Genomic DNA, 24,366 nt, shown 5'->3' on the forward strand with positions numbered 1-24,366 from the left:
GCAGCACCACAAGGTGGAGGAAGAGTTGAGCAAGGACCTGTACGACATCGGCCAGATGCCCCCGTTGGGCGAGGTGCCCGCGCGTATGCACGCGTCGGTCATCCGCCCGGACCGCTACGGACCGCCGGAGCAGGGCTTCGCCATGGAGGTCGTGGACGTACCGCGCGTCGGGCGCGGCCAGGTCCTCGTCTATGTGATGGCGGCGGGCATCAACTACAACAACGTCTGGGCCTCCCTGGGCTACCCGTACGACGTCATCGCCGGGCGGCAGAAGCGCGGCGAGCCCGAGGACTTCCACATCGGCGGCTCCGAGGGGTCCGGCATCGTCTGGGCGGTGGGTGACGGCGTCACCTCCGTGAAGGTGGGCGACGAGGTGATGCTCTCGGGCTGCACCTGGGACGAGACCGCCCACGACATCCGCCTGGGCGCCGACCCGATGACCTCGGTCACCCAGAACGCCTGGGGCTATGAGACGAACTACGGCTCCTTCGCGCAGTACGCGCTCGTCGACGACTACCAGTGCCACCCCAAGCCGGCCAACCTCTCCTGGGAGGAGGCCGCCTGCTTCCTCCTGACGGGCGCGACCGCCTACCGGCAGCTGTGCGGCTGGGCCCCGCACACGGTGGAGCCCGGGGACCCGGTGCTCATCTGGGGCGGCGCGGGCGGCCTCGGCTCGATGGCGATCCAGATCACCCGCATCCGGGGCGGTGTCCCCATCGCCGTGGTCTCCGACGAGGAGCGCGGCAAGCACTGTCTCGACCTCGGCGCGGAAGGGTTCATCAACCGCAACGACTTCGACCACTGGGGTCGGCTGCCGGACACCACGGACGACGCGGCCATGGCCAAGTGGGTCAAGGGCGCCCGTGCCTTCGGCACCAAGTTCTGGGACATCCTCGGCGAGCGCCGGGCGCCGAAGATCGTGCTGGAGCACAGCGGCCAGAACACCATTCCCACCTCGATGTACGTGTGCGACACGGCGGGCATGGTGGTCATCTGCGGCGGCACCAGCGGCTACAACGGCGATGTGGATCTGCGCTTCCTGTGGATGCGCCAGAAGCGGCTCCAGGGCTCGCACTTCGCGAACATCCGGCAGTGCCGCCAGGTCATCGAGCTCGCCGCGAGCAAGAAGCTCGACCCGTGTCTTTCCTGGACCGGCGACTTCGAGGAGACCGGCCTCGCGCACCAGCTGATGTACGAGAACAAGCACCCGTCGGGCAACATGGCCGTCCGCGTGAACGCGGTGAGCGGCTGACCGTACGGCGGATGTGCCGAGCGGGCCGACTGTGCGGCGGTGACGGCCGAAGAAGCTGTCACCGCCGCACAGTGGCGCATCGGTTCGCGGGATGTGCTCAGACCAGCGTGGTGATGCAGAACGGGTGGCCCGCGGGGTCCAGCAGGACCCGCCAGCGGTCGGGTTGCGGCTGCCCTTCGGGCTTGACGGCACCGAGGCCGAGCAGCTCGGCCTCGGCCGTGTCCAGGTCGTCGACGCCCACTTCTATGTGAGCCTGCTTCTCCTGTATGTGGGCCTGCTTCTCCTGGGCGGGGTCCGGCCAGGTGGGACGGCGGTAGTCGGCCAGCCGGTTGAACCCCAGACCGGCTGCGCCGTCCTGGCCGAGCAGGACGAAGTCGTCGGTCGAGTAGACGATGGGCAGACCGAGCGCCTCGCCGTAGAATCGGGCCAGCTCGGCGGGGTCGAGGCAGTCGAAGGTGACGGCGGCGAAGCGGAACGGCCGCGCGGAGGTGTGTGCGGAACTCATGACCCGTACGGTAGCCGGGAATTGGGACAGATCCGGTCCTACTTCGGCAGCGGACGACCGGCACACGCCCGCCCGCATACCGCCCCCGACACAGCGAAGGCCGTGGCGCACCTGACGTCGTCAGATGCGCCACGGCCTCGCCTCAGCGGCTGGTCACTTGTTGGTGCACTTGGAACCGCCGGCCGGGTTGAGCAGACCGATGATGTTGATGGAGTTGCCGCAGACGTTCACCGGAATGTGGATGGGCACCTGGATCACGTTGCCCGAGAGGAAGCCGGGAGAATGGCTGGCATGCCCTTCGGCGTGGGCGTCGGCCACGGCGACGCCTGCGCCCGCGAAGGCTGCCACCACGGCCAGGGTGGTAGCGGCGAAAGCTGTCCGGATACAAATACGCATGTCTCTCCCCAGATCGACGGAACGTCGTGATGTGCCACAACGGCGAGCCGCAGCACATCACACCGACGTGCATATCCGGGCGAAATGGTCGTTCCTTCCGATGAAAGGCCACCCGGTCGGGTCAAGATGTCACCCCGTTGGGTGCGCGGGTCCGACGAGCACCCCGGCCCCCACCTCGATGCTCAAGATCATCGAGATGCAGAATGACCCGTATGTCGATAACGAACATGCCGCAGGCAGCGACGATCGACGACGCTGCCTTGATCAGCCGCACTCTGGCGCGCGCCTTCGAGGACGACCCGATGATGCGCTGGTTCTTCCCCGACGACACCACGCGCGAGGCGGGGCTGAGCCGCTACTACACCACGCTCTTCACCCGGCAGTACGTCCACCACGGCGTGTGCGAGCGCACGGGCGCCGCGGCCGCCTTCTGGGTGCCGCCGGAGGCGCAGGCCAAGGCGGTTCCCGACGCGGAGACCATCCGCGAGCTGGAGGACATCCTCGGCGACCGGGCCGGGTTGTTCAGGGAGGCCGTCGAGGCGGTCGCCGAGCACGGACCCCAGGAACCGCACTGGTACCTGGCGGCGATCGGCGCCGACCCGGCCGGCCAGGGCCAGGGACACGGGTCCGCTCTGCTGCGCTCGGGCCTGGCCAAGGCCGACGCGGCGGGTCTGCCCGTCCACCTGGAGTCCTCCAAGCCGTCCAACCTGCCCGTCTACGAGCACTTCGGCTTCACCGTCCTCGAAGAGGTGCGACTGCCGGGGAACGGGCCGACGCTGTGGGCGATGCGGCGCGCACCGCGCACGAACACCCCTGCCGGTGACTTCGTGCCGCGCGACTTCGCCGTCCCCCAGGGTTTGTCCGGTGACGGCTTCCGTCTGGAGCCCCTGGGGGCGCGGCACAACGAGGCCGATCACGCCGCCTGGATGTCGAGCATCGAGCACATCCGATCCACGCCCGGCTTCCTGGGTTCCTGGCCGCCGTCATCCGGACTGAGCCTGGAGGAGAACCTCCGGGACCTGACCCGGCACGCGGACGACTTCTCCAAGCGGGCAGGCTTCACCTACTCCGTCCTCGACGGCGAGGACCAGGTGATCGGCTGCGTGTACATCTACCCGTCGCGCGCGAACACCGAGGTCACACAGGTGAGTTCGTGGGTGCGGGCCGACCGCGCGGAGCTGGACGGGCCGCTGTACGACGCGGTGACGGCGTGGCTGTCCTCGGCGTGGCCGTTCCAGCAGGTCGACTACCGGTCGGGGACGTAGCCCCAAGGCCGCCGAGTCCCGAAGGGCCCAACTCCTGTACGAGTTGGGCCCTTCGGTCAACGCTTACCGGTCACAGCCCTGCTCGGAGCAGGATGCGGGGCGAGTCTCAAGCCCCGGGTGGACCAGCGCCGCCAGGTAGTCGTCGAGGAGCTCGGTCTGGCGGGCGGGCGGGAACGCCTCGGGGGCGAAGAGGGCCTGGACCACCAGCCCGAGTACGAACGACTGGGCGCCGGCCGCGATGCGCGCCGGGTCTCCTGGCGGCAGTTCGCCGAGCTCCTGGGCCGCGGCGACCAGGTCGCACAGTTTTTCCCGGCTGCGCCCGTACTTGAGGGCGTACTCGCCGCTCAGAGCGGGGTCGGCGAGGGCCGCGTCCCAGGAGGACACCCAGATCCGGTTGGTGGCGGTGGCCTCGGCGGTCAGCGGCAGGATGCCGAGCAGGGCGGCCCGCACGCCGGACAGGCCCGTGCCTCCGGCACGCCTGGGGCGGGCGGCGGTTCGCTGGTCGAGCAGTTCCAGGGCGTGCGCGACCAGGTCGCGCTTGGCGGGGAAGTAGTGGGTGAGCAGGCCGGTGGTCGCGCCCAGCTCGGCGGCGACGGCGCGCAGGGTCAGTCCGCCGAAGCCCTGCGCGGCGAGCACCCGCCAGACCGCTTCGGAGACGTCTCGACGACGGGCTTCGTGATCCCCCTTGGTGCGTGGCATGCTGCTACCGTACATAACCGTAACGCTTGTTATGTGAACGGGGTCATCAATGTTCTCCCTCCCCCTGCGGGACAACGCCCACCTCCGCCCGCTGGAGATGTGGCACGCCGAGGAGTTCGCCGCCCATCTGGACCGGGCCCGCGAGCACATCCGCCCCTGGGTCGGGGCCGGGTTCGTCACCGACGACGTCGACGGAGCGCGCGCCACACTGCGCCGCTACGCCGAGCGCCAGGCCGCGGACGGCGCCCGCCTCTACGGCATATGGCTCGACGGCACACTGGTCGGCGGCGTGATGTTCACCGACTTCAGCGCGGCCTCGGGCTCGTGCGAGGTCGGCTGCTGGCTGGAGCCGGCCGCCGAGGGCCACGGCGTCGTCACCCAGGCCTGCCGCGCCTTGCTGGACTGGGCGTTCACCACGCGCGGGCTGCACCGCGCCGAGTGGCACTGCCGGTCCGACAACGAGCGGAGCGCCGCGGTGGCCAAGCGACTCGGTATGACCCTGGAGGGTGTGCGGCGCGAGTTCTGGCCCTACGCGGGCACCCGCTACGACAAGCAGATCTGGGGGGTCCTGGCTTCCGAGTGGCGAGCCCATCGCCAGTGACGACCGCGTCACCCTGTCGCGGCCCGGCTCCGGGTGTGCCACTTGGACAGTTTGGCCAGCAGGAACACCAGGGCGGCCGCGCAGGCCACCGCACCCCACGCGGGCAGCAGCAGGGCGGCGGGCAGGAGCATGCCCGGGGTGAGGACCAGACAGGGGACGTACCAGCGCAGTACGTTGCGCAGCCCGTCGCCGTAGCGCGTCGAGATGGCCGCGTTCGCGCTGTAGAAGGCCAGGACGCCGCCGCACAGCGCCCATCCGGCGCCCGCGGGCAGTACGTGGTGGGGCTCGGCGACCGCGGTGCCGAGCGCCGCCGCGATCACCGTGATGCCGCAGACCAGCACGAACGGCAGATACATCACGGTGTCCCGCATGACCTGCGTCGCCCGGCCCGACTGGGCCCGGCTCAGGCCCCGCTCGGCGTTGCCCGTCCCCCAGACGAAGAAGATCATGGCGAGTTCGGCGGCGACCACGAAGGAGAACAGCGCGGTCACCCCGGAGGCGGCGGTGAAGTGCTCCTCGAAGGTGGCGACCACCGTGAAGACGCTCTCACCGAGCACGATCACCACGAACAGGCCGATCCGCTCGACCAGATGCTCCACCGACATCCGCTCGTAGGGCGCGGTGCCGAGCCCCGCCCGGATCGCGAGCAGTGCCACTTCCAGGGCGATCGCCACACCCCACACCACGAACCGCCAGGCCCCCGGCAGGGCGGCCGAGACCGCCCACAGTGCGGCGGGCACCAGGCAGTACAGGAGAGGCCGCCACAGCGGCAGCGGGCTGCCCGGGCGGCGGGCGTGGCCGAACCAGATCAGGAACAGCGCCAGCCGCACCCAGGCCGCTCCGAGCGCATACGCCCAGGCGCGCTCTTCCAGGCCCGCCGGGGAGGCCGCGGCCATCAGCCCGAGCGCGGGCATCGCGGCGAGCAGCATCCCCTGGACACGGGGCGAGGCCGAGCCGAAGAGGTTGACGGTGACCGTCAGGTTCACCCACGCCCACCAGGCCGGGAAGAACAGCACCAGGAACTTCCCGAACTCGGCCGGGCCCGGATTTCCGTGCAACCCGTGCGCGAGCACGCTGACCGTCACCACGAAGACCAGGTCGAAGAACAGCTCGAACCAGCCCGCGCGGTGTTCCTCGGACCCAGCACCCGTACCGTCGGCCGCCCCGGCGTCTGTCATGTCGCTCACCCGCCCACTGTGCGAGGCACACCCGGCGGCGGGAGCCGGGCGCGCCGGGGACGAGCAGGTGAGACGCCCGGGCGGGCCAGTACTCGGCACCCGGCATATCAGTCCCCGGGGAGACGACTCCCGGACAAGATCAGGTCCTCGCCGGCCGGGGATATGACGCCCCCTTATGGCTCTCACACAGCCGCGTTCGACATACTTCGCGCCGTGGACCAGCGAACAGATGACCAGCACCCCGCCCTCAACGCCGCCGCGCTGAACCCGGCGCACATCCCCGGGCTCATGCCCGCCCAGGCGGCCGCGCCCGAAGCATCGACGGAGGGACAGAGTGCGGCCGAACCAGGGCCGGAGCCCGAGGCGGAAGCCGTGACGGCCGCAGAGCCCGGCCCCACCGCCGCACCGGCGGCGGACACCGAGCCCGAGGCGGAGTCCGACGATCCCGCCCCCGGACACCCCGTACCCGGCGCGGCCGAGGACGGGCCCGCCTTCCTCGCGTCCGACCGGCGGGGATCCATCACCGCCGACCGTTCGGGCATCCGGCTGCGCCTCGACGACGAAGAGGCGGATTTCGGATGGGACGAGCTCAGCGCCGTCGAGTACGCGACCTCACGCTGGACCCGGCGGTTCACCATCACGGTGCATCTGCCCCGGCCCCGCTGGTTCCGCATGGACGTCCAGGCCGAGGACCGGGCAAGCCTCGCCCAGTGGTCCGAGCAACTCGAAGAAGTGCTGAACGCGTACTTCGAAGAGTAGGACCAACCGCCCGGAAGGCGAACGACGACGCCTGCACCGCGCCGAGTCGCGCACCCGCGACCTCGGCGCGGACGTCGTCGTACCCCATGGCTTGTTCCGCACTGCCCTGCCGTCATCTCCTCCACAAGGCAAGGCAAACTCAAGCGGAAACTGACATGAACAACACCGATGCGAAGGATCGGTCGAATCCCCGACCGGGGCCGAGGGGGAGAAACATGCTCGCACTGTGGTGGACCAAACCGACGTTCGCACCAGGCTCCCCAGCCGCCGCGCGGAAGTACCCGTCAGCGGTCGCCGCGGACGGTGCTCGATGACGAGCCTCGATGAACGCGGCCGGAGACACGGCGAGGGACCCGGCGAGGAACAACCCGGCCTCCACACCGGTGCGGCCGTCGCGCTGGACCAACCCGCCGCCCAACTGCCGCTGTCCGCGGGCTCCAAAGCCGCCAACCTGGCTCGCGCGGCAGCCGCCGGACTGCCGGTCCTGCCCGGATTCGTCATCCCGCACGGCGGCGGTGACGACGCCGAGGCCCTGCGGCACGCCTGGCGAGAGCTCTCCCACGACGGCGCGGTCCCTCTGGTCGTACGCTCCTCGTCCCCGCAGGAAGACACCGAGGAGTCGTCCCTGGCGGGGCAGTTCGCCTCCGTGCTCGACGTCCGCGACTGGCCCGCCTTCCGCACGGCGGTGCGTACGGTCCTCGACTCCGCGGACCGGCCCGACGGCACCCGGGCCCCCATGGCCGTCCTCGTCCAGCCCATGCTGAACGCGCGGGTGGGCGGTGTGCTCTTCGGCGCCGACCCCGTCGAAGGCCGTCTGGACCGGATGCTGGTGAGCGCGGTGCGCGGCGGGCCCGACACCCTGGTCAGCGGTGAACAGGACGGAACCGGTTACCACTTGGCACGCTCCGGCCGGCGGCTGCGCCCCACACCCCCGCACACCACCGGCGGGCAACTGCTGACCCGTACCGAGCTGTACCGCCTCGCCCGCCTGGCCCGGCAGGTGGAAAGGATCTTCGGCGGACCGCAGGACATGGAGTTCGGCTTCGACGGGACGGGACGTCTGTGGCTGTTCCAGGCCCGTCCCATCACGGCCATGACCGCGCGGCCCGCACGCGGCGCACGGCTGCTCGGCCCCGGCCCCGTCGCCGAAACCCTCCCCGGCACACTGCAACCGCTGGAGGAGGACCTGTGGGTGGCGCCGATGGCCCGGGGGCTCTGCTCCGCGCTCGACATCGGCGGCAGCGCACCGCGCCGTCTGCTGCGCACCCACCCCGTGGTCACCACGGTCGCCGGACGCGCCGCCGCGGACCTGCGTCTGTTGGGCATCGCACCGCCCCGCCACCGTCTGCTGGCCAGGGTCAATCCGCTGCCGGGCGCCCGCCGTCTGGCGGCCGCCTGGCGTACCGGACGACTGACCCGCGCCCTGCCCGACCTCGCCCTCGACCTCACGGCCGACATCGACCGCCGGTTGGCAGAAACTCCGGCACCGGCCGAGCTCTCGCGCGCCGACCTGGCCGATCTGCTGCGCTGGACCCGCGCCGCCCTGGCAGCCCTGCACGCGCAGGAGGCGCTGGCGGGCGCGTTACTGCGTGAGAGCAGCACCCGTACGGCCGCGAGCGCGGCGCTCGCCGCACTGGCCGAATGCCGAAGCCAGGGGCTCACGGACGCCGAGATCGTGGCGGGCGCACCGGTGGTCCTGGCACTCACCCCGCCGAACCTCACCGGCCCACTGCGGCTGCCGCCGACCGGACAGGACGGTCACAAGCAAGCGGGCGGCACGGCGACGGATACGAGTCACCTCGCCCTGCCGACCCGCGAGTCACTGCGGCTGCGCATCCGCTGGATCCACCAGTTACAGGTGCACCTCGTCCACGACACCGCACGCCGTATCACCCTGTCGCACCGCGCCGTCGCGCTGTTGCGCTGGCACGAATTGCTGAGCACGCTGGACGGCGCCCCTCTCCCGGCCGACGTCGCACAGCGGCTCCCCCGCCCCGACAACCCGCCGCTGCCCGACACCTTCCGTCTGGCGGACGACTCGGTGGTCGTCGCCGAACGCCCGCGCAAGGGCGCCGCCCCGGCCCAGGGCGTCTCCGGCGGCCGCGCCACCGGAATCGCCTGGGACGGCCGAGGCGAACGTCCCGAGGACGCCGTACTGGTCGTACGCACCCTCGATCCGACCCTCGCTCCGCTGCTGCCGCACGTGACCGCTCTGGTCGCACAGACCGGCAGTCCGCTGTCCCATCTGGCCGTCCTGGCCCGGGAGTTCAAGGTGCCGGCGGTGGTCGGCGCCGCCGACGCCGTGCGGCGCTTCACTCCGGGGACCCGTCTGGCCGTCGACGGCACGAGTGGCGACATACGTCTGGAAGACACCCGTACGCGAGAGGCGGCCGACCGGTGAAACGACTGGCACACCTCTTCGCGGGCGCGGCCGGGCTCGGCGCGGGCACATACGTCGTCATCTACCTCTACCGCTGGCAGTGGCAGCGCGCGATCATGTGCGGTGTCCTGCTGCTCGTCGCCGAAGTGCTGCTGCTCGGCCTGATCGTGCTGGGCCGCCTCAGCCGTATCGAACAGCGCATCAGCGAGGGCGACCGGCGCCACGCGGACGTCCTGGCCCGCCTGGAACAACCCCGCGCGGAGGATCCCGCCACGCGTTTCCGGTGGCTGGACGACATCCGCGTGGAGCGCACCCACGTGTTCGTGCCCGTCCTGATGGCCGCGGGCGCCGTGCTCTCGGGGCTCGCGCGGATCGTTCAGAAGATCGCCCAGAGCACCGTCCGCCCCGCTGCCGACCGCCGGGTCGCAGGCCGTCTCGCGGTCCTCGCCGCACCGCCCCTCGGCGCCGACCTCGACGCCCTGCCCGCGCCCGGCCCCGACCCGCGCCGCACCCGACACCGCATCACCGGTGTCGTCGCCGGAACCACCGCTCTGGCGGCGCTCGTTCTCGGCCTGGGCGAACTGACCGAAACGCGCCCCGAAGAGCGCGCCCCGGACACCGTCGCGACCTCGGTGGTGGTCCGCCTCGCCACCCGAGGCGTTTCCGGCCAGGAGTACCAGGCCCTGCTGGCCCACGAGATCTGGAACCGCTGCCGTCACTCCACCGCCGTCCCGCTGTACGACGCCGCGCTCGGCAGCCTCGGCGACGGCCTCTACGCGGGCGTCGTCCACCCCGCCCTCGCCGACCACGACCGGATGCGGCTGCGCGGCTGCCTGGAGGACACGGCAACCGACCGCGCGTACTTCAAGGTCGTCGGCATGGACCAGACCCGGAGGGACGAGCACTGACGCAGGGGGCGGCCACAGGGGCCAAAGTGCGCCGCAATGCGGCGGGAGGCGGTTGGCGCGGGCCGGGAGGGTATCCGCAAGGGAAGTGCGGTCCCACTTCCCGTCAGGAGGTCGCCCGTGGCCACCACTTCGACACCTCGTCGCCGACCGCCCCCGGATTACGGGACGGTCCGCCCCCGGCGCTCCATGTGGTCGGGGGTGCTCATCGGGGTCGGGATCGCCGCGTTCGTCGACGAGACGGTGTTCCATCAGCTCCTGCACTGGCACCACTTCTACGACAAGTCCACCCCGGGCGTGGGCCTGGTCTCCGACGGCCTCTTCCATGCCTTCGGCTGGTTCGCCGTGGTCATCGGCCTGGTGCTGGTGGCGGACCTGCGCCGGCGCGGCGCGCTGACCGGCCGGGGCCTGACCGGCGGAATCCTGCTGGGCGCGGGGTTCTTCCAGCTCTACGACGGAACGATCCAGCACAAGCTCCTCAAGCTGCACCAGATCCGCTATCACGTCGACCTGGTCCCCTACGACTGGACGTGGAACGTGCTGGCGGTGATCTTCCTGATCCTCGGCGCGATGATGGTGAGGCGCTCCAGCACTCGCCAAACGCACGGGGTCGAAGCGGCGGTGGGCCGGGAGCCCGGCTGATGGCGCCCATGACCCACCCCATGCCGATGCCCATGCCCTCGGGACAGGGCATGGGCACACCGGCGGGTCTGGCCGCCGTTCTCGCCCTGAGCGCGGGAGTGGCCTACCTCCTGGCAGCGCGGCGGCTGCGGTGCCGGGGGGACGCGTGGCCACGATTACGGGACGCCTCCTTCACAGCCGGCCAGGCGGGCCTGGTCGCGGTGGCCCTTGCGCCGATGCCGGGCGGGGAGTTCACCGCTCACATGGTCCGGCACCTGGTCATCGGCATGGCGGCCCCGCTGCTGCTGGTGCTGGGCCGCCCCGTGACCCTCGTCCTGCGCGCCCTTCCGGCGGGCCCTGCCCGACGCGGCCTGCGGGCCGCGGTCCGTTCCCGCCCGGTCGGCCTGCTGGTCCTTCCGCCGGTGGCCGCGGTGCTCGACGTGGGCGGTCTGTGGCTGTTGTATCGCACCCGGCTGTTCGCCCACCTCCACGACCAACCTTGGCTGCACGCCGCCGTGTACACCCACGTTCTGGCCGCCGGTCTGCTGTTCAGCTTCGCCATCTGCCAACTCGACCCCGTACGCCACCGCTACGGCCTGCCGCTGCGCGCCGCCACCCTGGTCGCCGCCGCCACCGCCCACTCAGTACTGGCCAAGACCCTCTACAGCACCTCCCCGCCCGGCACGGCTTTCACCGGCCACGACCTGGCCCGCGCCGCGGAGGCGATGTACTACGGCGGCGACCTGGTGGAGCTCGCCCTGGCCGCCGCCCTGGCCCGGCAGTGGTACACCGTCACGGGCCGCCGCCTCTCCCCCGCCCACCGCGGCCTCCAGGCAGGCTGACGGCGGCCCCTACGTGTGCCGGCTCAGCGGCCCGCGACGACGGAACGCCTGCCGTCCGGCGTCAGCGGCACGGTGAGCGACTGGGTGCCCACGGCGCGTGCGGCGCGGCCGTCCAACGGCTTCTGCACCGTGTTGATGTTCAGCGAGACACCCTGGCCTCCGCTGAACGTGCCGGTCGCGAACGCGTTCACCGCCGCGTCCGCCGTGATCTCGTAACCGGTCGTATCCACGATGCCGTGGGTCCGGCAGTCGCGGAAGACGTCCTGGATCGGGACGAACCACAGCCAGTGCAGCTCCGAGCCACCGTTGAGGTCGACCTTTTCGTTGAACCCCACGGCCACCATCCCGGACATCGACACCGTGGCCGTCCAGTCGATGTCGTACCGCTGCGTCCCCACCACCAACGACGCCTCGACGGCGGACTTCGGCGGGATCCGCAACGGCAGGTCGACGCTCCAGGTCTGCGTTTCCTTGTGCGCGAACTCCTGGGTCGAGGAAAGGCTCGCTTCGATGGAGGTGGTCTCGCTCACCTTCGCGACGGCCGGAATCTCCGCCGACACCTCCATCGTCACACCGATCTTCAGCGACTCGGTCACCGAGATCCGCAGATCCTGCTCCGTGGTCTTGCTCTGCTTGTACGTGACGGACTGCTCAACCGCCGTGCCGTTGCGGTAGTTGGTGGTGATCGAACTGACCTGGCCGGGGGTCGGCGAGGGCGCACTCGGGTCGTAGGTGATGCCGGAGTACTTCGTCCGGACCTGATGGCGGTGGTAGTCGGCGAGGAAACTCTGCTTCCCGTAGTCCGTGGAGGCGGTGAACCGGCAGCCCCGGGACGACGGATGGCGCTCACGGGCCATCCATCCGCCCCAGGCGTCGGTGATCTCCTGAAGGGAGCGACTGGCACCCTTCTTGGGCGGTGCGGCCTGTGCGGGAGTCGCGGCGGCGAGGGTGATCGGAATCGTGGCGGCGACTCCGGCAGCGGGTGCGAGAGCCAAGAGGCGCCGCCGGGACACACCGGGTATCTGGGGCATGGGGGATTCAAGACCTTTCTGCGGCACGGGCGTACGGGACGGAATTCCTGGGACGCCATGCAATCCCCGATCCCATCGGCGGCCTAGGGACTTAAGTCCCTGCGGGCACACCCCGGCCAACCTTGGCCGAAAACCACCCTTTTCATCCGGCGATCCCCGGCCCCCGTCCGACCGCTCAGCGGTCCACACAGGAAACGGGGTTGGGTGGGATGGCATACGGGCTGCTACCTTCGGAGGCGAAGCAGTCGACCGTGACATCGCGCGAGGAGGTGAGACCCATGAACGCTGTATCCATGTGGGTGCTCCCCCTCTCTTCACGGTCGGGGCCATTGACGTAGGTGTCATTGGGAGCGCCTCGACACCAAGGCACTCCCGAGAGGCAACACCCCATGTATTCCGCGCAGTTCACCGCTGAGACTTCGTCGAACGGCATCATCGAGCGCGACTTCACCGTCGGTGAGGTCACCGGCGCGCTCTGGTCACCCGCATCGCCCACATCGGAATCCGGTCGCGCACCTCTGGTGCTCATGGGGCACGGCGGCGGCATGCACGCGAAGGCACCGGCCATGACCGGCCGTGCACAGCGCCTGGTGGCTGACGGCGGCTTCCACGTAGCCACCATCGACGCCCCCGGCCACGGTGCCCGCCCGCGCACGGCGCACGACGAGCAAGAGATCGCCGTGATGCAGAAGGCGATGGCGGCAGGCGAGCCGGTCGGCCCGATCGTCGTTCGCTACAACGCCCACCTGGCAGAACGCGCCGTGCCGGAGTGGCAGGCGACCCTGGACGCCCTCCAGGAGCTGCCGGAGATCGGCGCCGAAGGGCCGGTCGGCTACTACGGGTTGACCATGGGCACCGCGATCGGCGTGCCGTTGACGGCGGTGGAACCCAGGATCACCGCCGCGGTCTTCGGCCTCTTCTGGCCCGATCCGCTGGCCGAGACGGCGAAGCAGATCACCATCCCGATCGAGTTCGCACTCCAGTGGGACGACGAGTACATCCCGCGCGAAGACGGTCTCGCCCTCTTCGACGCCTTCGCCTCGAAGGAGAAGACGCTGCACGCCAACGCGGGTACGCACATGGAGCTGCCCAGGTTCGAGGCCGACAGCGCGGTGCGGTTCTTCACCCGCCACCTCGGCCGACCCGCCACGTGACCGGTCCGACCTGACCTGACGGGTATCGGCCTCCGGCCCCACCGGCCGGGCGCCGATACCCGTGTCACACCGGAACGGGCAGACTGTGCGGGTGGACGACTACCGCCCGGTGCACCGGGAGCACGCACCCCAATCGTACGGACGCCTGCGCGTGCGGAGCACCGATCTCGGACCTGCCCGCTGGCTCACCGAACGGGCCCCGGGACAAGGGGACTTCGGCACCGTGGCGGGCGTCGCCGCGCCCGGATTCGCCGCGTACGCCCGGGTGCTGCATCCGGCCTCCCTGGAGGAACGGCCGGTGCGATGGGCGGCGGTGGCGGCCGCGTACGGGCGCGATGTGGCGCCGGGCACGGACTGGCACGAGTTGATCGGGGCGGACCGCGACCACCTCAACGCCGACGTGTACGGTCTGGCCGGCGTCTGGGACGAGCACCCGGCCGAGGGCCCCACTCCGCCCGCCGTCGCCCAGGCCCTCATCCCGGTCCTGGCCCGGCACACCAAGACGGTGGAGCACTGCTGGTTCGGGCTGTGGAACGGCTACGGCCGGTGGGACTTCGACCACGTTCCCTCCTTCGAGACCCCCGGCCGCGAGGAAGTGCTGCTCGCCGGAACACTGACCGACGCCGTCTCGCCGGTGTCCCTCGACGAGTTCGCCGAGTTGCCCGACCTGTGGTGGCCGCAGGACCGTGCCTGGTGCCTGGGCGGTGACGTGGACCTGGTCAGCACCTACATCGGCGGATCCCGCGCGCTGATCGCCGAGCTGCTGGCCACTCCGGAGCTGGAGGCGCACCCGGTGGCACCGGGCGACACGGTGGGCTGAGGCCACCCCGGGCGCCGTGCGGTGACGCCTAGGCCATCGGCCCCTGGGAGGTGGGGCGCGCGATGGTGGACCAGAAGGCGCACTGGTGGCCCGTGTCGAAGTCGGTCCGGGGTGTGATCGCGTCCGGGGCCAGGGTGAGCGGCCGGTAGGGGGTCGGGGCGGTGGCGGGCCAGGTCGCGGGGTCGGGGGCCGCTGTGGCGACGAAGCGGGACCAGAGGGTGGTCATGGTGTGCGACAGCCGTGTCTGGGCCGGGGTCAGCCGGACGTCGGCCGCCGGAAGATAGGTGAACAAGTACGGGATCTCGGCGCCGTGGTAGGCGCCCAGCGGGAAATCGGCGGGCAGTTTGTAGAGGTCGGGCGCGGACCGGTCGGCGAACTCGTAGGCGAAGACGCGGCCCGGTGTCGCGGTGGCGAACTGCCGCGCCGCCTCGCGGGTGGGGCAGGCGACGAGATAGTCGCCGAACGCGGCCGCGAAGGCCAGCCGGTAGTCGTTGCCGAAGCGCGACGCCGGGTAGTGCGACGCGACGCGCAGCCCGTCCAGTTTGAAGAGGGTGGTGAGGAGGACGGGGTAGGTGACCGCGTCGAGGTGCGTCCCGCCGGACTCGACGATGAGGGCGCCGATGGTGCCCTCGTCCAGCCCGTTGCCGATCAGCACCGGCACCCTGGCGTAGTCCCCCGCCTCGATGGCCTGCGCGGGCGGTACGGGCAGGACGGGCGTGCCCGACACCGGCCACCAGGGGGCCGCGCCGCTGGTCGGCGCCTTCAGCAGCGCGGCGACGGGCTTGCGCCGCAGGCACGTCACGACCGCGGCAGGGGTGCTGCCAAGACAGCCCGCGCCCGTCGCGAAGGCCGTACCCGCCGAGGTGGCCTCGGCCAGTGGACGGGACGCCACTCCGCACGGCGCGCTCTCGATGACGGCGCGTGCGAACAACCCGCGCGAGCCGGGCGACACCAGGTGACCGCAGACGCTCAGGCCGCCCGACGACTGCCCGGCCGCCGTGACCTGCGCGGGGTCACCCCCGAAGGCCGCCGCGTTCGCCCGGGTCCAACGGAGTACGGCCTGCTGGTCCATGAGGCCGTAGTTGCCGGAGCCGGTGTCCGGGGCCTCGGCCGTCAGCCCCCGGTGGGCCAGGAATCCGAAGGCGCCGAGCCGGTAGTTGGCCGTGACCACCACCATGTCGCCGGTGCGGGCCAGCCGGGACGGGTCGTAGTGGGCGGCGGTCCCGGAGACGAACGAGCCGCCGTGGAACCACACCAGGACGGGTTTGCCGCCGGCGCCGCCCGGTGGGGTGAAGACATTGAGGTAGAGGCAGTCCTCGTTGGTGACCTCGGTGGTGCCGAGTACCGGCCGGGCCTGCTGGGCGCACGCGTCGGCGAAGTGGGCGGCGTCCCGGATGCCGGTCCACGCGGCGACGGGCTGGGGCGGCCGCCATCTGCGCTCCCCCACCGGCGGCGCGGCGAACGGCACTCCGAGGAAGGCACGGCCGCGGTCGGTGACCACGCCGCGCAGGCGTCCCGCGTCCGTGCTGACGACGGCAGGGTCCCCCGGCGCCCCGGCGCCCGCCCCGGCCGGCACCGCGACGGCCAGGCAGAGAAGAGCGAGGAAGGAGACGAACAGGCTGCGTGTGGTGGCCATGAGGGGTGTCTACCCGGGGGCGGGGAGGGTTTCCTTCGCCCGAAAGGGGCACACCTGAACGAACATGCACCCTGACTCCGTCATCCCGGGAACGGGCCCGCCACCGGCGGAAACGACGCCCTCACGACCATTCCGCGATCCGCGCCCCGGGCAAGGGTGAACTGCCCGCCCAACTCGGTGGCCCGCTCCCGCATGGACCGGATTCCCACCCCGTCGCCCGAACGGTGTTGGGCGAGTCCGTGCCCGTCGTCGCTGACCTCGATCGTCACCTCGTCCGGCACCACCCGCACGCTCAGCACGGCCGCGGCCGCCCCCGAGTGCCGTACGACGTTGTTCAGCGCCTCGCCCCCGATGAGGTAGACAGCCACCTCCACGGCGGCCGGCAGTCCCGGCAGCGGGTCGGGGGTGAAGCACATGTCCACCGGGAGCCGCTGCCCGAACCGGTCCGCCAACTGCCGCAACGCACCGTCGAGGCCGTTGCGGTCCAGGGCGGCCGGTGCCAACCCGGCGGAGATCTGGCGGAGCTCGGCGATGGCCTGCCCGATGCCCTCGGAGGCGGTCTCCAACGGCCGGGCGGCCGCGGAGCCGTCCGGTACGGCGAAGCGTGCGGTGTCGATCTGCAGCCGGGCCCCCGACAGGGCGGGGCCCAGACTGTCGTGCAGGTCGTGCCGCAGGGTGCGGCGGGCCTCCTCCCGCGTCACCACCATGCGTTCACGGGCCGCCCGAAGATCCTCGTAGAGGCGTACGGAGGCGAGCGCGGGTGACGCCTGGTCGGCGAGGGACCGCAGGACCTCCTGGTCCTGGCGGTCGAGCGCCCGCTGGCCCGCCCTCGGGGTCACGTGCAGATGGCCGATGACGTTGCCTTCGTACGCGAGGGGGAATCCGTAGGAGTCGGGCACCGGCTCCCCGGCGGCGGCCAGGGTGCGCGGGCCGCCGCGCGTGTCCACCACCACCTTGGCTCCGGGCAGGTTCAGGGTGCTCACGACGGTGTCGCACAGCAGGCGTGGGGCCTGTGCGGGTGCGGCGGCCTGGCTGAGCCGCCGTGAGAGGGCGCGGACGACTTGGTAGGGGTGGGCGCGGTCGCCGTAGTAGATGCGGTCCACCACACGTACGGCCAGACGGGCGCAGGGATAGAGCAGGGCCCCGGCGGCCAGGCCCACGGCGCCCGACACGAGGGCCTGCGTGCTCAGACCGCCGGGCAGGGCGCGCAGGACCAGCAGCGAGACGACGGTGTACACGGCGATCAGGGCGGCGGTGAGCAGGAGGGAGGCCAGTATCTTGCGGGTGGCCCGGTCGAGTTGGCCCGAGCGGTCGCGGCTGATGCCGTAGATCGCGCAGAACGGCCACAGGAACGCCACGGCGTACGCGTACGACCACAGGGCGCCTGTCGGCGGGGCGATGCGGTTGACGTAGAGGAACACCAGCCACAGCACGTACGGCAGGACGGGGATGATCTGCCGCCGGTCGGGGGTGCGCCACCAGCGCACGGCCATGGCGGTGAGACCGGTCAGCAGGAGGACGGTGGTAAGGGGGACGACGGGGACGTGGTCGAGCAGGGCTGTCCGCAGCCGTTGCGACGCACCCCGGTCGAACGGGTCGGGCACGGTGTAGGGGACGGGGTCGGTGTAGGCGGGTACCAGGCTCCACGCGGCGACGAGGACGAGGTAGGGCCGCCAGAGCCGGTGACGGGGCAGTTCGCCGCTCGGCAGATACAGCGGCAGCGCGTAGAAGGTGAAGGCGGCCAGTGCGTAGGAGAGCCGGGAGACCACGGCCATGGTGACGTCGACGCCGTGGGGGGCGTCGGTGACGACGACGGCGATCAGGCCCGCGTCCGAGAGGACACTGGCCGTGCCGGTCGCGACCAGGAGCGGGCCCAGGACGCTGCGGGGGCAATGGGCCGTCATGAAGGCGCCGAGCAGGACGACTCCGGTGGCGGCCACGACGGGGACTCCGCGGGGAATGATGTACGGGGTCAGCCGCGCGTCGTCCAGGTGGGCGAGGGCGAGGACGGCCCAGATCACGGCGGAGGCGAGGGTCAGCCCGTACGCCGCGAAGGTCGGCGCCGACCGCCCGCCCCGCACGTATGCCGTCTCGTCCACCGGAGCTCGCTCCTTCAGTCCTCGTCCCCCAGGCCCGCGTCCCGCGCCCTGGCCACGGCCTCGGCGCGGGTGGTGACCTGGAGCTTGTCGAAGATGTGCGTGATGTGGTTGCGGACCGTCTTCTCGGACAGCACCAGTTGCCGGGCGATGCGGTGGTTGTCCAGGCCGCGGGCGATGAGCTCCAGCACCTCCGCCTCGCGTGCCGTGAGCGCCGGGAACAGTTGCTCTGCGTCATGGCGGCGGCCCTCGCGCAGCAGCGCGGTGAGGCGCTCCGCGGTCTGCGGGCCGAACACCGCGCCGCCGGCGGCCACCGTGCGTACCGCGTGCAGGACCTCGCCGGCGCCCGCGCCCTTGACCAGATAGCCGCGGGCACCGGCCTGGAGGGCGGCCAGCAGGCTGCCGTCGTCGTCGGACATGGTCAGCATCAGCACCGGCAGCCCGGGATGGAGCCCGGTGAGCTGCCGGGTGACGTCGATGCCGGAGGCGTCGGGCAGGGACAGGTCCATGACGACGACGTCCGGCATCTGCCGCGCCACGGCCTCCAGCGCCTCGGCGGCGGTGGCGGCCTCGGCGACGACGTCGGTACCTCCGGTGCTCTCCAGCGCGGCCTTCAGACCGCTGCGGAACAGCGGATGGTCGTCGACGATCAGGACTCGGGGCACGGCGGCGTCCTCGTCTTCTTGTCTCACAGGGTGACGTTAGCGGCCGCCCCGGGCGATCTCCCGTTTTGTCGCTCGCCCCGGCGCCGTCGGGCACGGCGCCGCACGGGACGGGCGTCAGGCCGTGTGGGTGCCGGTCATCAGCGCGGCCATGTCCTCCGGTGCGATCCACGAGGGCGGGGGCGGCTGGCCCCAGCTGAAGAAGCTCTCGTTGACGTCGAAGACCTCCGGGTCCCACAGCTGGTCGTCGACGATGCAGTCCATGTCGGAGTAGTACTCCGTGAAGTTGCCCGCCGGGTCCTTGAGGTACCAGAAGAAGTTGGAGCCGATGAAGTGGCGGCCGAAGCCCCAGATGTGGCGTTCGGGATGGTCCTCCAGCATGGCCATGGCGCCGCGCCCGATGTCGTCGACGTCGTCGACCTGCCAGGACGTGTGGTGCAGGAAGGGCACGGGGGCCTTCAGGACGAGGATGTTGTGGTGGTCGGTGGTGCAGCGCAGGAAGGATCCCGCATCGCCCAGCGAGTCGCTGACCTTGAAGCCGAGGCCGTCGCCGAAGAACGCGGCGGTCGCCCGGGGGTCGGGGGTGCCCAGGACGGCGTGCCCCAGCTTGCTGGGCCGCACGCGGTCGGGGCGCATGACGCCCGGGGCCCGGCCCGCGGTGCGCTCGGTGCGTCCGGGCCCGTTGTACGGGGTGGGGGGCGTCGGGGGCGGGGCGGGGCGCGGTTCGACCTGGAGCACGGCCCGGGCGCCGGTGACGGGGTCGGCCGCGGTCAGGCTCGGCCCGGCGCCCCGTACGGCGGCGATGCCCATGCGGCGCAGCCGGGCGGCGGCCGCGTCGAGGTCGTCGGTGTCGTCGACGCCGACGCGCATCTCGACGAGGCGACGGGTGGGCGCCGACACGATGCGCAGCTGGCGACCGCCGTCGCGGGTGGAGAACCAGCCGTCGTCCTGCGCCCGCAGGCCGAGTTCGGTGTAGTACGGGGCTGTCGCCGTGGGGTCGGGGACCCCGATGGTGACGGAGGACAGGCGGTGCAGTGACATGGTGGGACTCCTTCGTGGGTGTCAGGGCGGGACTTTGTGGTGTCAGGGCAGGACGGCGTCGGCTCTGCCCGCGCGCAGTGCCTGCGCGACGATGGTCAGGGTCGGATTGACGGCCGCGGACGAGGGGAAGAACCCGCCGTCGACGACGAACAGGTTGCGCACCTCGTGGCTGCGGCAGTAGGGGTCGAGCACCGAGCGGGCGGGGTCGTGACCGGCGACGGTCGTGCCGCACTGGTGGCCGGTGTGCTCGACGCCCATGCGGTGGGTGAGGACGAGCGGGTAGCCGGCACGGCGCATCATCCGCGCCCCTTCACGCACCAGACGCCGGTGGGCACGGGCGTTGACGGGGTGCCAGTCGAGGGTGACTCCTCCCCCGGGCCCGAGCAGGACCCGGTTGTCCGGGCGGGGCAGGTCCTCCGAGATGAGCCACCAGTCGACGCTGTGGGCGGCAAGCCCGCCCAGGACGCGGCGGGGCACGCGCGGGTGCGCGGTCGCCATGGCGGCGGGGTGGACCTTGCCCATCAACTGGAGGTTGCCCAGCGGGTGGGGGGTGTGGGCGCCGGCCCGGTAGAAGTCGTTGACGGCGAGGGTCTTCTGGAAGACCGCCGGGTTGCGATGGCGGGGGTCGACGGCCATCAGCATGCTGTTGTGGTGCAGCATCAGGTTGCGCCCCACCAGACCGCTGCCGTTGGCGAGCCCCGCGGGGTGGGCGCTGTTCGCCGAACGCAGCAGCAGCGCCGCGGAGTTGACGGCCCCGCAGGAGACGATGACGGTGCCGGCGGTGAGGGTGATCCGGTGGCCGTTCCTGGTGGCCTCGACGGTGGTGACCGTGCGCCCGGACGGGTCGGTGCGCAGCCGGGAGACATACGTGTGGGTGAGCAGCCGGACCGACGGCGTACGCAGGGCGGGCCGCAGGGCGCGGGTCTCCGCGTCGCTCTTGGCGCCGACGCGGCACGGGAAGCCGTCGCAGGTGCCGCAGCGCACACACGCCCCGCCGTCGGCCAGATCGACGCCGAGTTCCAGCGGATGGGGGTGGAGCCCCTGGGCGCGCAGTCGCTGCTCCAGCTCCGCGATGCGGGGCGCGTGGGCGACGGGCGGGTGGGGGTAGGGGCCGGAGCGGCCCGGCTCCGTGGGGTCGTGGCCGCACTGGCCGTGCACCCGGTAGAGGCGCTCGGCCTCGGCGTAGAACGGCTCCAGGTCGGCGTAGCCGAAGGGCCAGGCCGGGGAGGTGCCGTCCAGATGCTCGACCGGCTCGAAGTCGCTCTCGCGCAGCCGGGGCAGGCTCGCCCCGTAGACCTTGGTGGTGCCGCCGACGTAGTAGTGGGCGGCGGGGGTGAAGGCCGTGCCGCCGGTGGTGTGCCAGGTCTCGGCGTTGCGGTAGCGGCCGTCACCGAAGACGGCTTCCGGCGACCAGTTGGCCTCCTCGCGGGGGAGGAAGCCGCCGCGTTCGACGACCAGGACGCGGGCGCCGGTCCCGGCGAGGGCCCAGGCGACGGTCGCTCCCCCGGCGCCGGAGCCGATCACGACGACGTCGGCGTCGTAGCGGGTGGCGTCGTGCCGGACCACTGGTGAGGTGCCCGGTCCCCAGATGCCGGTCATGTCCCTCCTCCTTCGTGCGGCGCCCGCGGTTGGTAGAGGCGTACGGCGGTGTGCTCCTGGTAGGGCTGGCGGTCCGGGGCGTGGACGAGTTCGAGGTGCAGGCCCCACGGGGTGGTGAGGTACACCCACCGGGTGCCGCGGATGGGGCCTTCGCCGACCTCTTCCGGCTCACCGAGCATCCGTACACCCGGTGTGGCGGTGAGGTGCCGGACGGAGGCGTCGAAGTCGTCCGTCCACAGGGCCAGGTGGTGACCGCCCACGTCGCTGTTGCTGGGCACCTGTCGGCGTCGGCCGGGGCCGGTGTACTCGAAGAGTTCGAGGTTGAGGGTGGGCCCGAGGCGCAGCATGGAGATGTGGGCGGTGGCCCGGGGGTCGACGCCGAGCTGCCGTTGCATCCAGTCGTCGTCGGCGGCGATCGGCCCGGTGCGGTAGGCCTCCTCGGCGCCCAGCACCTCGGTGAAGAAGGCGACCGCCTCGTCGAGGTCTGGCACGGTGAAGGCGATGTGGTGGACGCCGCGCAAGCCGGGGGCGAGCGAAGTGGTGGCTGTGGTCGGGGCGTTGGTGGTCATGTCCGGTCCTTGGTCATGTCGGGGGTACGGGGTGGGAGGTGGCGGGTGACGGCCGTGGGTGTCACGGTCAGGCACAGCAGTTCGGCGCCTTCCGGTCCGGCCCGCAGGATGACGTCCTGCGCCGCGCGGGCCAGGAGCAGATCGTCGTCGCCGAGCTCGGCGCCGGTGGGCGGGGCGCCGGTCCAGCGGGCGGTGAGCGGGCCGCGCAGGACGTACCAGGCCGTTTCGGCGTCGGCCCGGCCGACGAGGTCGTAGTGCGCGTGGGGCGCCAGGCTCACCCGGTCGACGGCCTCGCACTCGCTGTGCAGCATGCCGCGCCGGGCCAGGCAGCGGATGCGGATGGTCTCCCGGCCGTCGGTGTGCACGGCGGTCGTCCGGCGGCTCGCGTTGATGATCACTGGTGGTCCTCTCGGGGGACGTCCAGGACTGCGTGGAAGTACTCAAGTCCGTCGGCGCCGGCCCGGACGCGGGCTCCGGTGCCCAGGGGCAGGGTCACGGAGACGCCGGGGGCGAGGGCCACGGTCGTCGCTCCGGTCTCCACCGTGCCGACGCCGTCGGTGACGTACACGGTGTGCTCGACGTCCCGGGCTGCCAGTTCGGCCGTCCCCCTCGGGTGCAGACGGGTCACGCGTACGGTGCGCAGGGGGCCGGTGAGTACGGTGGCCGCGTCGACGGGTCCGCTCCGGCGCAGGTCGGCGACGACGGCGTGGCTGACGTGGGCTGAGTTGTGCATGACGGCGTCCTTCGTGGAGGGAGGGGGATCCGCGTCGGCGGGGATCTCGATGACGAGCCAGGACAGCGGCTGCCGACCGGTGTTGCGCAGCCCGTGCCGCCGGCCGAGGGCGGTGAGGACGGTGGTGCCCGGGCGGACGGGGTACCGGCGGCCGTCGAGGGTGATCTCGCCCTGCCCGTCGAGGACGAAGTACAACTCCTCGGTGCGCGAGTGCCGGTGTTCCCCGCTGACGCCGCCCGGCGGCAGCCAGGCCCACTCGACCGCCTCCCACCGGCCGTGCAGCCCGGTCCGACGGGCCAGACACGTCCAGCGCGAGTGACCCTCGGCGGAGTGCACACCGTGGACGTCGGCCGGGTCGTGGATCGTGGCGACGACCACTGACTCACGCATGACCGGCCTCCCCGTCCGCCGCGTCGTATGTCTCCAGGCGCCGGGCCGAGCGGGCCAGTTCGCCGGGCGTCACGTCGTCGACGAAGACGGCGTCGCCGATGCCGACGGGCAGCGGCAGCCGCTGACTGCCGTCGCGGTGGCGGACCGTGTCGGCCAACGCCTCGCCCAGCACGCCCGGTTCGCACAGCCGGTGCCAGACGGGCAGCCCGAGGCCGCGCATCACGTCCAGGATCCGCCGCCGCTCCACCGGCCGGACCAGGCCGCGCCGTTCGGCGATCAGCGTCGTCAATGCCATGTCGAGGCAGACCGCCTCGCCGTGCAGCAGCTCGGGCAGGGCGCGCATCTCCAGCGTGGGGCTGAAGGAGTGGCCGTAGTCGACGACCCGTTCCAGCTCGCTCTCCCACAGATTGCCCTGCAGCTCCTCCAGCATGCCGTGCACCGCCCGGCCGAGGACCTGCCGTACGACCGGGCTCGGACTCCGCCCGCCCTGGAACCGCTCGCCGACCAGCCGGTCGCCGTGGGCCTCCAGCAGATCGAACAGGTCACGGTCCTTGATCAGGGCGATCTTGAGGATCTCCGCCATGCCGTTGCTCAGGTGCCGCCGGTCGAGGGTGGCCAGGAACCGCGGGTCCAGGAGGGTCTGCGCGGCCGGGTGGTAGGTGCCGAGCCGGTTCTTGTGGGGCCCGAAGTTCACCCCGGTCTTCGCCCCGACCCCGGCGTCGACGAGCCCGATCAGCGTGGTGGGCACGCGTACGTACGGGGTGCTGCGGCGGTAGAGGCTGCATGCCAGGCCGACGACGTCCATCAGCACGCCGCCGCCGAGGGCGACGACGGGCTCGCTGCGCCGGGCGATGCCGAACCGGTCCATCGCCTCCGCGACCGAGAAGACCGCGTCCATCGTCTTCAGCTGCTCGTGGGCGGTGAGCACGTGGATCTCGTAGTCCAGGCCGCGGGCGGCTCCGTAGGCGCGGAGGCGGTCGCCGTACAACTCGTCGACCGTGGTCTCCACGACGAGGAGCCGTCGGGGCGGGGCGGGGCCGTCGCCGGGGACTCCCGCACCCGCGAGCGCGGGGTTGCGCGGGTCCAGGACGTCCGGGGTGAAGCCCACCTCGTAGCGGACGGGCTTGGCGGTGCTCACGGTCCAGGAGCGGACCGGCTCGCCCGAGGTGAACAGGCCGTGGGAGGAACGGCGGGCCAGGGTGGTCACGGGTGGTCTCCTCACAGGAGGTGGG

The 24,366-nt window shown here is 71.9% G+C and carries 23 protein-coding genes and 1 pseudogene; 10 read left to right on the forward strand and 14 right to left on the reverse strand.

What is annotated here, in order from left to right; translation table 11 throughout:
• The first annotated feature begins 25 nt into the window (after positions 1 to 25).
• Positions 26 to 1,252: a crotonyl-CoA carboxylase/reductase gene (gene ccrA / locus OG965_RS05015; protein WP_371649519.1), complete on the forward strand. Its 1,227-nt coding sequence runs from the start codon at positions 26 to 28 to the stop codon at positions 1,250 to 1,252.
• Between the two features lie 97 nt (positions 1,253 to 1,349).
• On the opposite strand, the gene OG965_RS05020 is transcribed toward ccrA, so the two are convergent.
• Together OG965_RS05020 and OG965_RS05025 are read right to left on the reverse strand one after the other, a co-directional pair.
• A complete protein-coding gene (locus tag OG965_RS05020; protein ID WP_371649521.1) occupies positions 1,350 to 1,757 on the reverse strand; it encodes a VOC family protein in 408 nt (135 codons plus the stop codon).
• Positions 1,758 to 1,910: 153 nt separating this feature from the next.
• Positions 1,911 to 2,153 carry a chaplin gene (locus OG965_RS05025; RefSeq protein WP_371649523.1) on the reverse strand — a complete coding sequence of 81 codons (243 nt, stop codon included), beginning with the start codon at positions 2,151 to 2,153 and terminating at the stop codon, positions 1,911 to 1,913.
• Between the two features lie 203 nt (positions 2,154 to 2,356).
• Between OG965_RS05025 and OG965_RS05030 the strand changes: the two are divergent.
• Positions 2,357 to 2,956: pseudogene (locus OG965_RS05030) on the forward strand (GNAT family N-acetyltransferase); the annotation flags it as partial.
• Between the two features lie 525 nt (positions 2,957 to 3,481).
• On the opposite strand, the gene OG965_RS05035 reads toward OG965_RS05030, so the two are convergent.
• Positions 3,482 to 4,117: a TetR/AcrR family transcriptional regulator gene (locus OG965_RS05035; protein WP_371649525.1), complete on the reverse strand. Its 636-nt coding sequence runs from the start codon at positions 4,115 to 4,117 to the stop codon at positions 3,482 to 3,484.
• Positions 4,118 to 4,166: 49 nt separating this feature from the next.
• Between OG965_RS05035 and OG965_RS05040 the strand changes: the two genes are divergently transcribed.
• A complete protein-coding gene (locus OG965_RS05040; protein WP_371649527.1) occupies positions 4,167 to 4,718 on the forward strand; it encodes a GNAT family N-acetyltransferase in 552 nt (183 codons plus the stop codon).
• 8 nt (positions 4,719 to 4,726) lie between these two features.
• On the opposite strand, the gene OG965_RS05045 is transcribed toward OG965_RS05040, so the two are convergent.
• A complete protein-coding gene (locus tag OG965_RS05045) occupies positions 4,727 to 5,896 on the reverse strand; it encodes a low temperature requirement protein A (RefSeq protein ID WP_371656845.1) in 1,170 nt (389 codons plus the stop codon).
• Between the two features lie 213 nt (positions 5,897 to 6,109).
• Between OG965_RS05045 and OG965_RS05050 the strand changes: the two genes are divergently transcribed.
• The 5 genes from OG965_RS05050 (at position 6,110) to OG965_RS05070 (ending at position 11,403) form a co-directional block, all read left to right on the forward strand.
• Positions 6,110 to 6,655: a hypothetical protein gene (locus OG965_RS05050; RefSeq protein ID WP_371649529.1), complete on the forward strand. Its 546-nt coding sequence runs from the start codon at positions 6,110 to 6,112 to the stop codon at positions 6,653 to 6,655.
• A gap of 310 nt (positions 6,656 to 6,965) precedes the next feature.
• Positions 6,966 to 9,056: a PEP/pyruvate-binding domain-containing protein gene (locus OG965_RS05055; protein ID WP_371649531.1), complete on the forward strand. Its 2,091-nt coding sequence runs from the start codon at positions 6,966 to 6,968 to the stop codon at positions 9,054 to 9,056.
• On the forward strand, positions 9,053 to 9,943 hold the full coding sequence (locus OG965_RS05060; protein ID WP_371649533.1) for a hypothetical protein: 891 nt from the start codon (positions 9,053 to 9,055) through the stop codon (positions 9,941 to 9,943). The genes OG965_RS05055 and OG965_RS05060 overlap by 4 nt, the downstream gene beginning before the upstream one ends.
• Before the next feature lie 117 nt (positions 9,944 to 10,060).
• Positions 10,061 to 10,582, forward strand: coding sequence for a DUF2243 domain-containing protein (locus OG965_RS05065; RefSeq protein ID WP_371649535.1), 522 nt, complete (start codon positions 10,061 to 10,063; stop codon positions 10,580 to 10,582).
• On the forward strand, positions 10,582 to 11,403 hold the full coding sequence (locus OG965_RS05070) for a cytochrome c oxidase assembly protein (protein WP_371649537.1): 822 nt from the start codon (positions 10,582 to 10,584) through the stop codon (positions 11,401 to 11,403). The genes OG965_RS05065 and OG965_RS05070 overlap by 1 nt, the downstream gene beginning before the upstream one ends.
• A 23-nt stretch (positions 11,404 to 11,426) precedes the next feature.
• Here OG965_RS05070 and OG965_RS05075 read toward each other — a convergent pair whose 3' ends face one another.
• Entirely contained in the window at positions 11,427 to 12,434 is a 1,008-nt protein-coding gene (locus OG965_RS05075; RefSeq protein ID WP_371649539.1) for an ETX/MTX2 family pore-forming toxin, read from the reverse strand.
• 389 nt (positions 12,435 to 12,823) lie between these two features.
• Between OG965_RS05075 and OG965_RS05080 the strand changes: the two genes are divergently transcribed.
• Together OG965_RS05080 and OG965_RS05085 are read left to right on the forward strand one after the other, a co-directional pair.
• Positions 12,824 to 13,588 (forward strand): alpha/beta hydrolase, encoded by a 765-nt coding sequence (locus OG965_RS05080; RefSeq protein ID WP_371649541.1) that lies wholly within the window; start codon positions 12,824 to 12,826, stop codon positions 13,586 to 13,588.
• 91 nt (positions 13,589 to 13,679) lie between these two features.
• Positions 13,680 to 14,408, forward strand: a complete 729-nt coding sequence (locus OG965_RS05085; protein WP_371649542.1) for a hypothetical protein — start codon at positions 13,680 to 13,682, stop codon at positions 14,406 to 14,408.
• Between the two features lie 28 nt (positions 14,409 to 14,436).
• Here OG965_RS05085 and OG965_RS05090 read toward each other — a convergent pair whose 3' ends face one another.
• The 9 genes from OG965_RS05090 to OG965_RS05130 all read right to left on the reverse strand — a co-directional run bounded on the left by OG965_RS05090 (position 14,437) and on the right by OG965_RS05130 (position 24,332).
• Complete coding sequence (locus tag OG965_RS05090) at positions 14,437 to 16,044, reverse strand: carboxylesterase/lipase family protein (protein WP_371649544.1); 1,608 nt, start codon at positions 16,042 to 16,044, stop codon at positions 14,437 to 14,439.
• An 80-nt stretch (positions 16,045 to 16,124) separates the two neighbouring features.
• Entirely contained in the window at positions 16,125 to 18,143 is a 2,019-nt protein-coding gene (locus tag OG965_RS05095) for a histidine kinase (protein ID WP_371649546.1), read from the reverse strand.
• 14 nt (positions 18,144 to 18,157) lie between these two features.
• Positions 18,158 to 18,832, reverse strand: coding sequence for a response regulator (locus tag OG965_RS05100; RefSeq protein ID WP_371649547.1), 675 nt, complete (start codon positions 18,830 to 18,832; stop codon positions 18,158 to 18,160).
• An 87-nt stretch (positions 18,833 to 18,919) separates the two neighbouring features.
• Positions 18,920 to 19,843, reverse strand: coding sequence for a VOC family protein (locus OG965_RS05105; RefSeq protein WP_371649549.1), 924 nt, complete (start codon positions 19,841 to 19,843; stop codon positions 18,920 to 18,922).
• Between the two features lie 42 nt (positions 19,844 to 19,885).
• Positions 19,886 to 21,442, reverse strand: coding sequence for a GMC oxidoreductase (locus OG965_RS05110; protein WP_371649551.1), 1,557 nt, complete (start codon positions 21,440 to 21,442; stop codon positions 19,886 to 19,888).
• Positions 21,439 to 22,011, reverse strand: coding sequence for a VOC family protein (locus OG965_RS05115; RefSeq protein WP_371649552.1), 573 nt, complete (start codon positions 22,009 to 22,011; stop codon positions 21,439 to 21,441). Before OG965_RS05115 ends, OG965_RS05110 begins: the two co-directional genes overlap by 4 nt.
• Positions 22,008 to 22,409, reverse strand: a complete 402-nt coding sequence (locus OG965_RS05120) for a hypothetical protein (protein ID WP_371649554.1) — start codon at positions 22,407 to 22,409, stop codon at positions 22,008 to 22,010. The genes OG965_RS05115 and OG965_RS05120 overlap by 4 nt, the downstream gene beginning before the upstream one ends.
• A complete protein-coding gene (locus tag OG965_RS05125; protein ID WP_371649556.1) occupies positions 22,406 to 23,134 on the reverse strand; it encodes a cupin domain-containing protein in 729 nt (242 codons plus the stop codon). The genes OG965_RS05120 and OG965_RS05125 overlap by 4 nt, the downstream gene beginning before the upstream one ends.
• Positions 23,127 to 24,332: a sedoheptulose 7-phosphate cyclase gene (locus OG965_RS05130; protein ID WP_371656846.1), complete on the reverse strand. Its 1,206-nt coding sequence runs from the start codon at positions 24,330 to 24,332 to the stop codon at positions 23,127 to 23,129. Before OG965_RS05130 ends, OG965_RS05125 begins: the two co-directional genes overlap by 8 nt.
• Positions 24,333 to 24,366 lie beyond the last annotated feature (34 nt).

It is taken from the genome of Streptomyces sp. NBC_00224, from assembly GCF_041435195.1.
Lineage (GTDB): Bacteria > Actinomycetota > Actinomycetes > Streptomycetales > Streptomycetaceae > Streptomyces.

Bases quoted from the DNA above. Each gene is read 5' to 3' on its own strand.
- OG965_RS05020 (WP_371649521.1), bottom strand. From the start codon at position 1,757: ATGAGTTCCGCACACACCTCCGCGCGGCCGTTCCGCTTCGCCGCCGTC.
- OG965_RS05025 (WP_371649523.1), bottom strand. From the start codon at position 2,153: ATGCGTATTTGTATCCGGACAGCTTTCGCCGCTACCACCCTGGCCGTG.
- OG965_RS05035 (WP_371649525.1), bottom strand. From the start codon at position 4,117: ATGCCACGCACCAAGGGGGATCACGAAGCCCGTCGTCGAGACGTCTCC.
- OG965_RS05040 (WP_371649527.1), top strand. From the start codon at position 4,167: ATGTTCTCCCTCCCCCTGCGGGACAACGCCCACCTCCGCCCGCTGGAG.
- OG965_RS05045 (WP_371656845.1), bottom strand. From the start codon at position 5,896: ATGACAGACGCCGGGGCGGCCGACGGTACGGGTGCTGGGTCCGAGGAA.
- OG965_RS05055 (WP_371649531.1), top strand. From the start codon at position 6,966: ATGACGAGCCTCGATGAACGCGGCCGGAGACACGGCGAGGGACCCGGC.
- OG965_RS05070 (WP_371649537.1), top strand. From the start codon at position 10,582: ATGGCGCCCATGACCCACCCCATGCCGATGCCCATGCCCTCGGGACAG.
- OG965_RS05075 (WP_371649539.1), bottom strand. From the start codon at position 12,434: ATGCCCCAGATACCCGGTGTGTCCCGGCGGCGCCTCTTGGCTCTCGCA.
- OG965_RS05080 (WP_371649541.1), top strand. From the start codon at position 12,824: ATGTATTCCGCGCAGTTCACCGCTGAGACTTCGTCGAACGGCATCATC.
- OG965_RS05090 (WP_371649544.1), bottom strand. From the start codon at position 16,044: ATGGCCACCACACGCAGCCTGTTCGTCTCCTTCCTCGCTCTTCTCTGC.
- OG965_RS05105 (WP_371649549.1), bottom strand. From the start codon at position 19,843: ATGTCACTGCACCGCCTGTCCTCCGTCACCATCGGGGTCCCCGACCCC.
- OG965_RS05110 (WP_371649551.1), bottom strand. From the start codon at position 21,442: ATGACCGGCATCTGGGGACCGGGCACCTCACCAGTGGTCCGGCACGAC.
- OG965_RS05115 (WP_371649552.1), bottom strand. From the start codon at position 22,011: ATGACCACCAACGCCCCGACCACAGCCACCACTTCGCTCGCCCCCGGC.
- OG965_RS05125 (WP_371649556.1), bottom strand. From the start codon at position 23,134: ATGCGTGAGTCAGTGGTCGTCGCCACGATCCACGACCCGGCCGACGTC.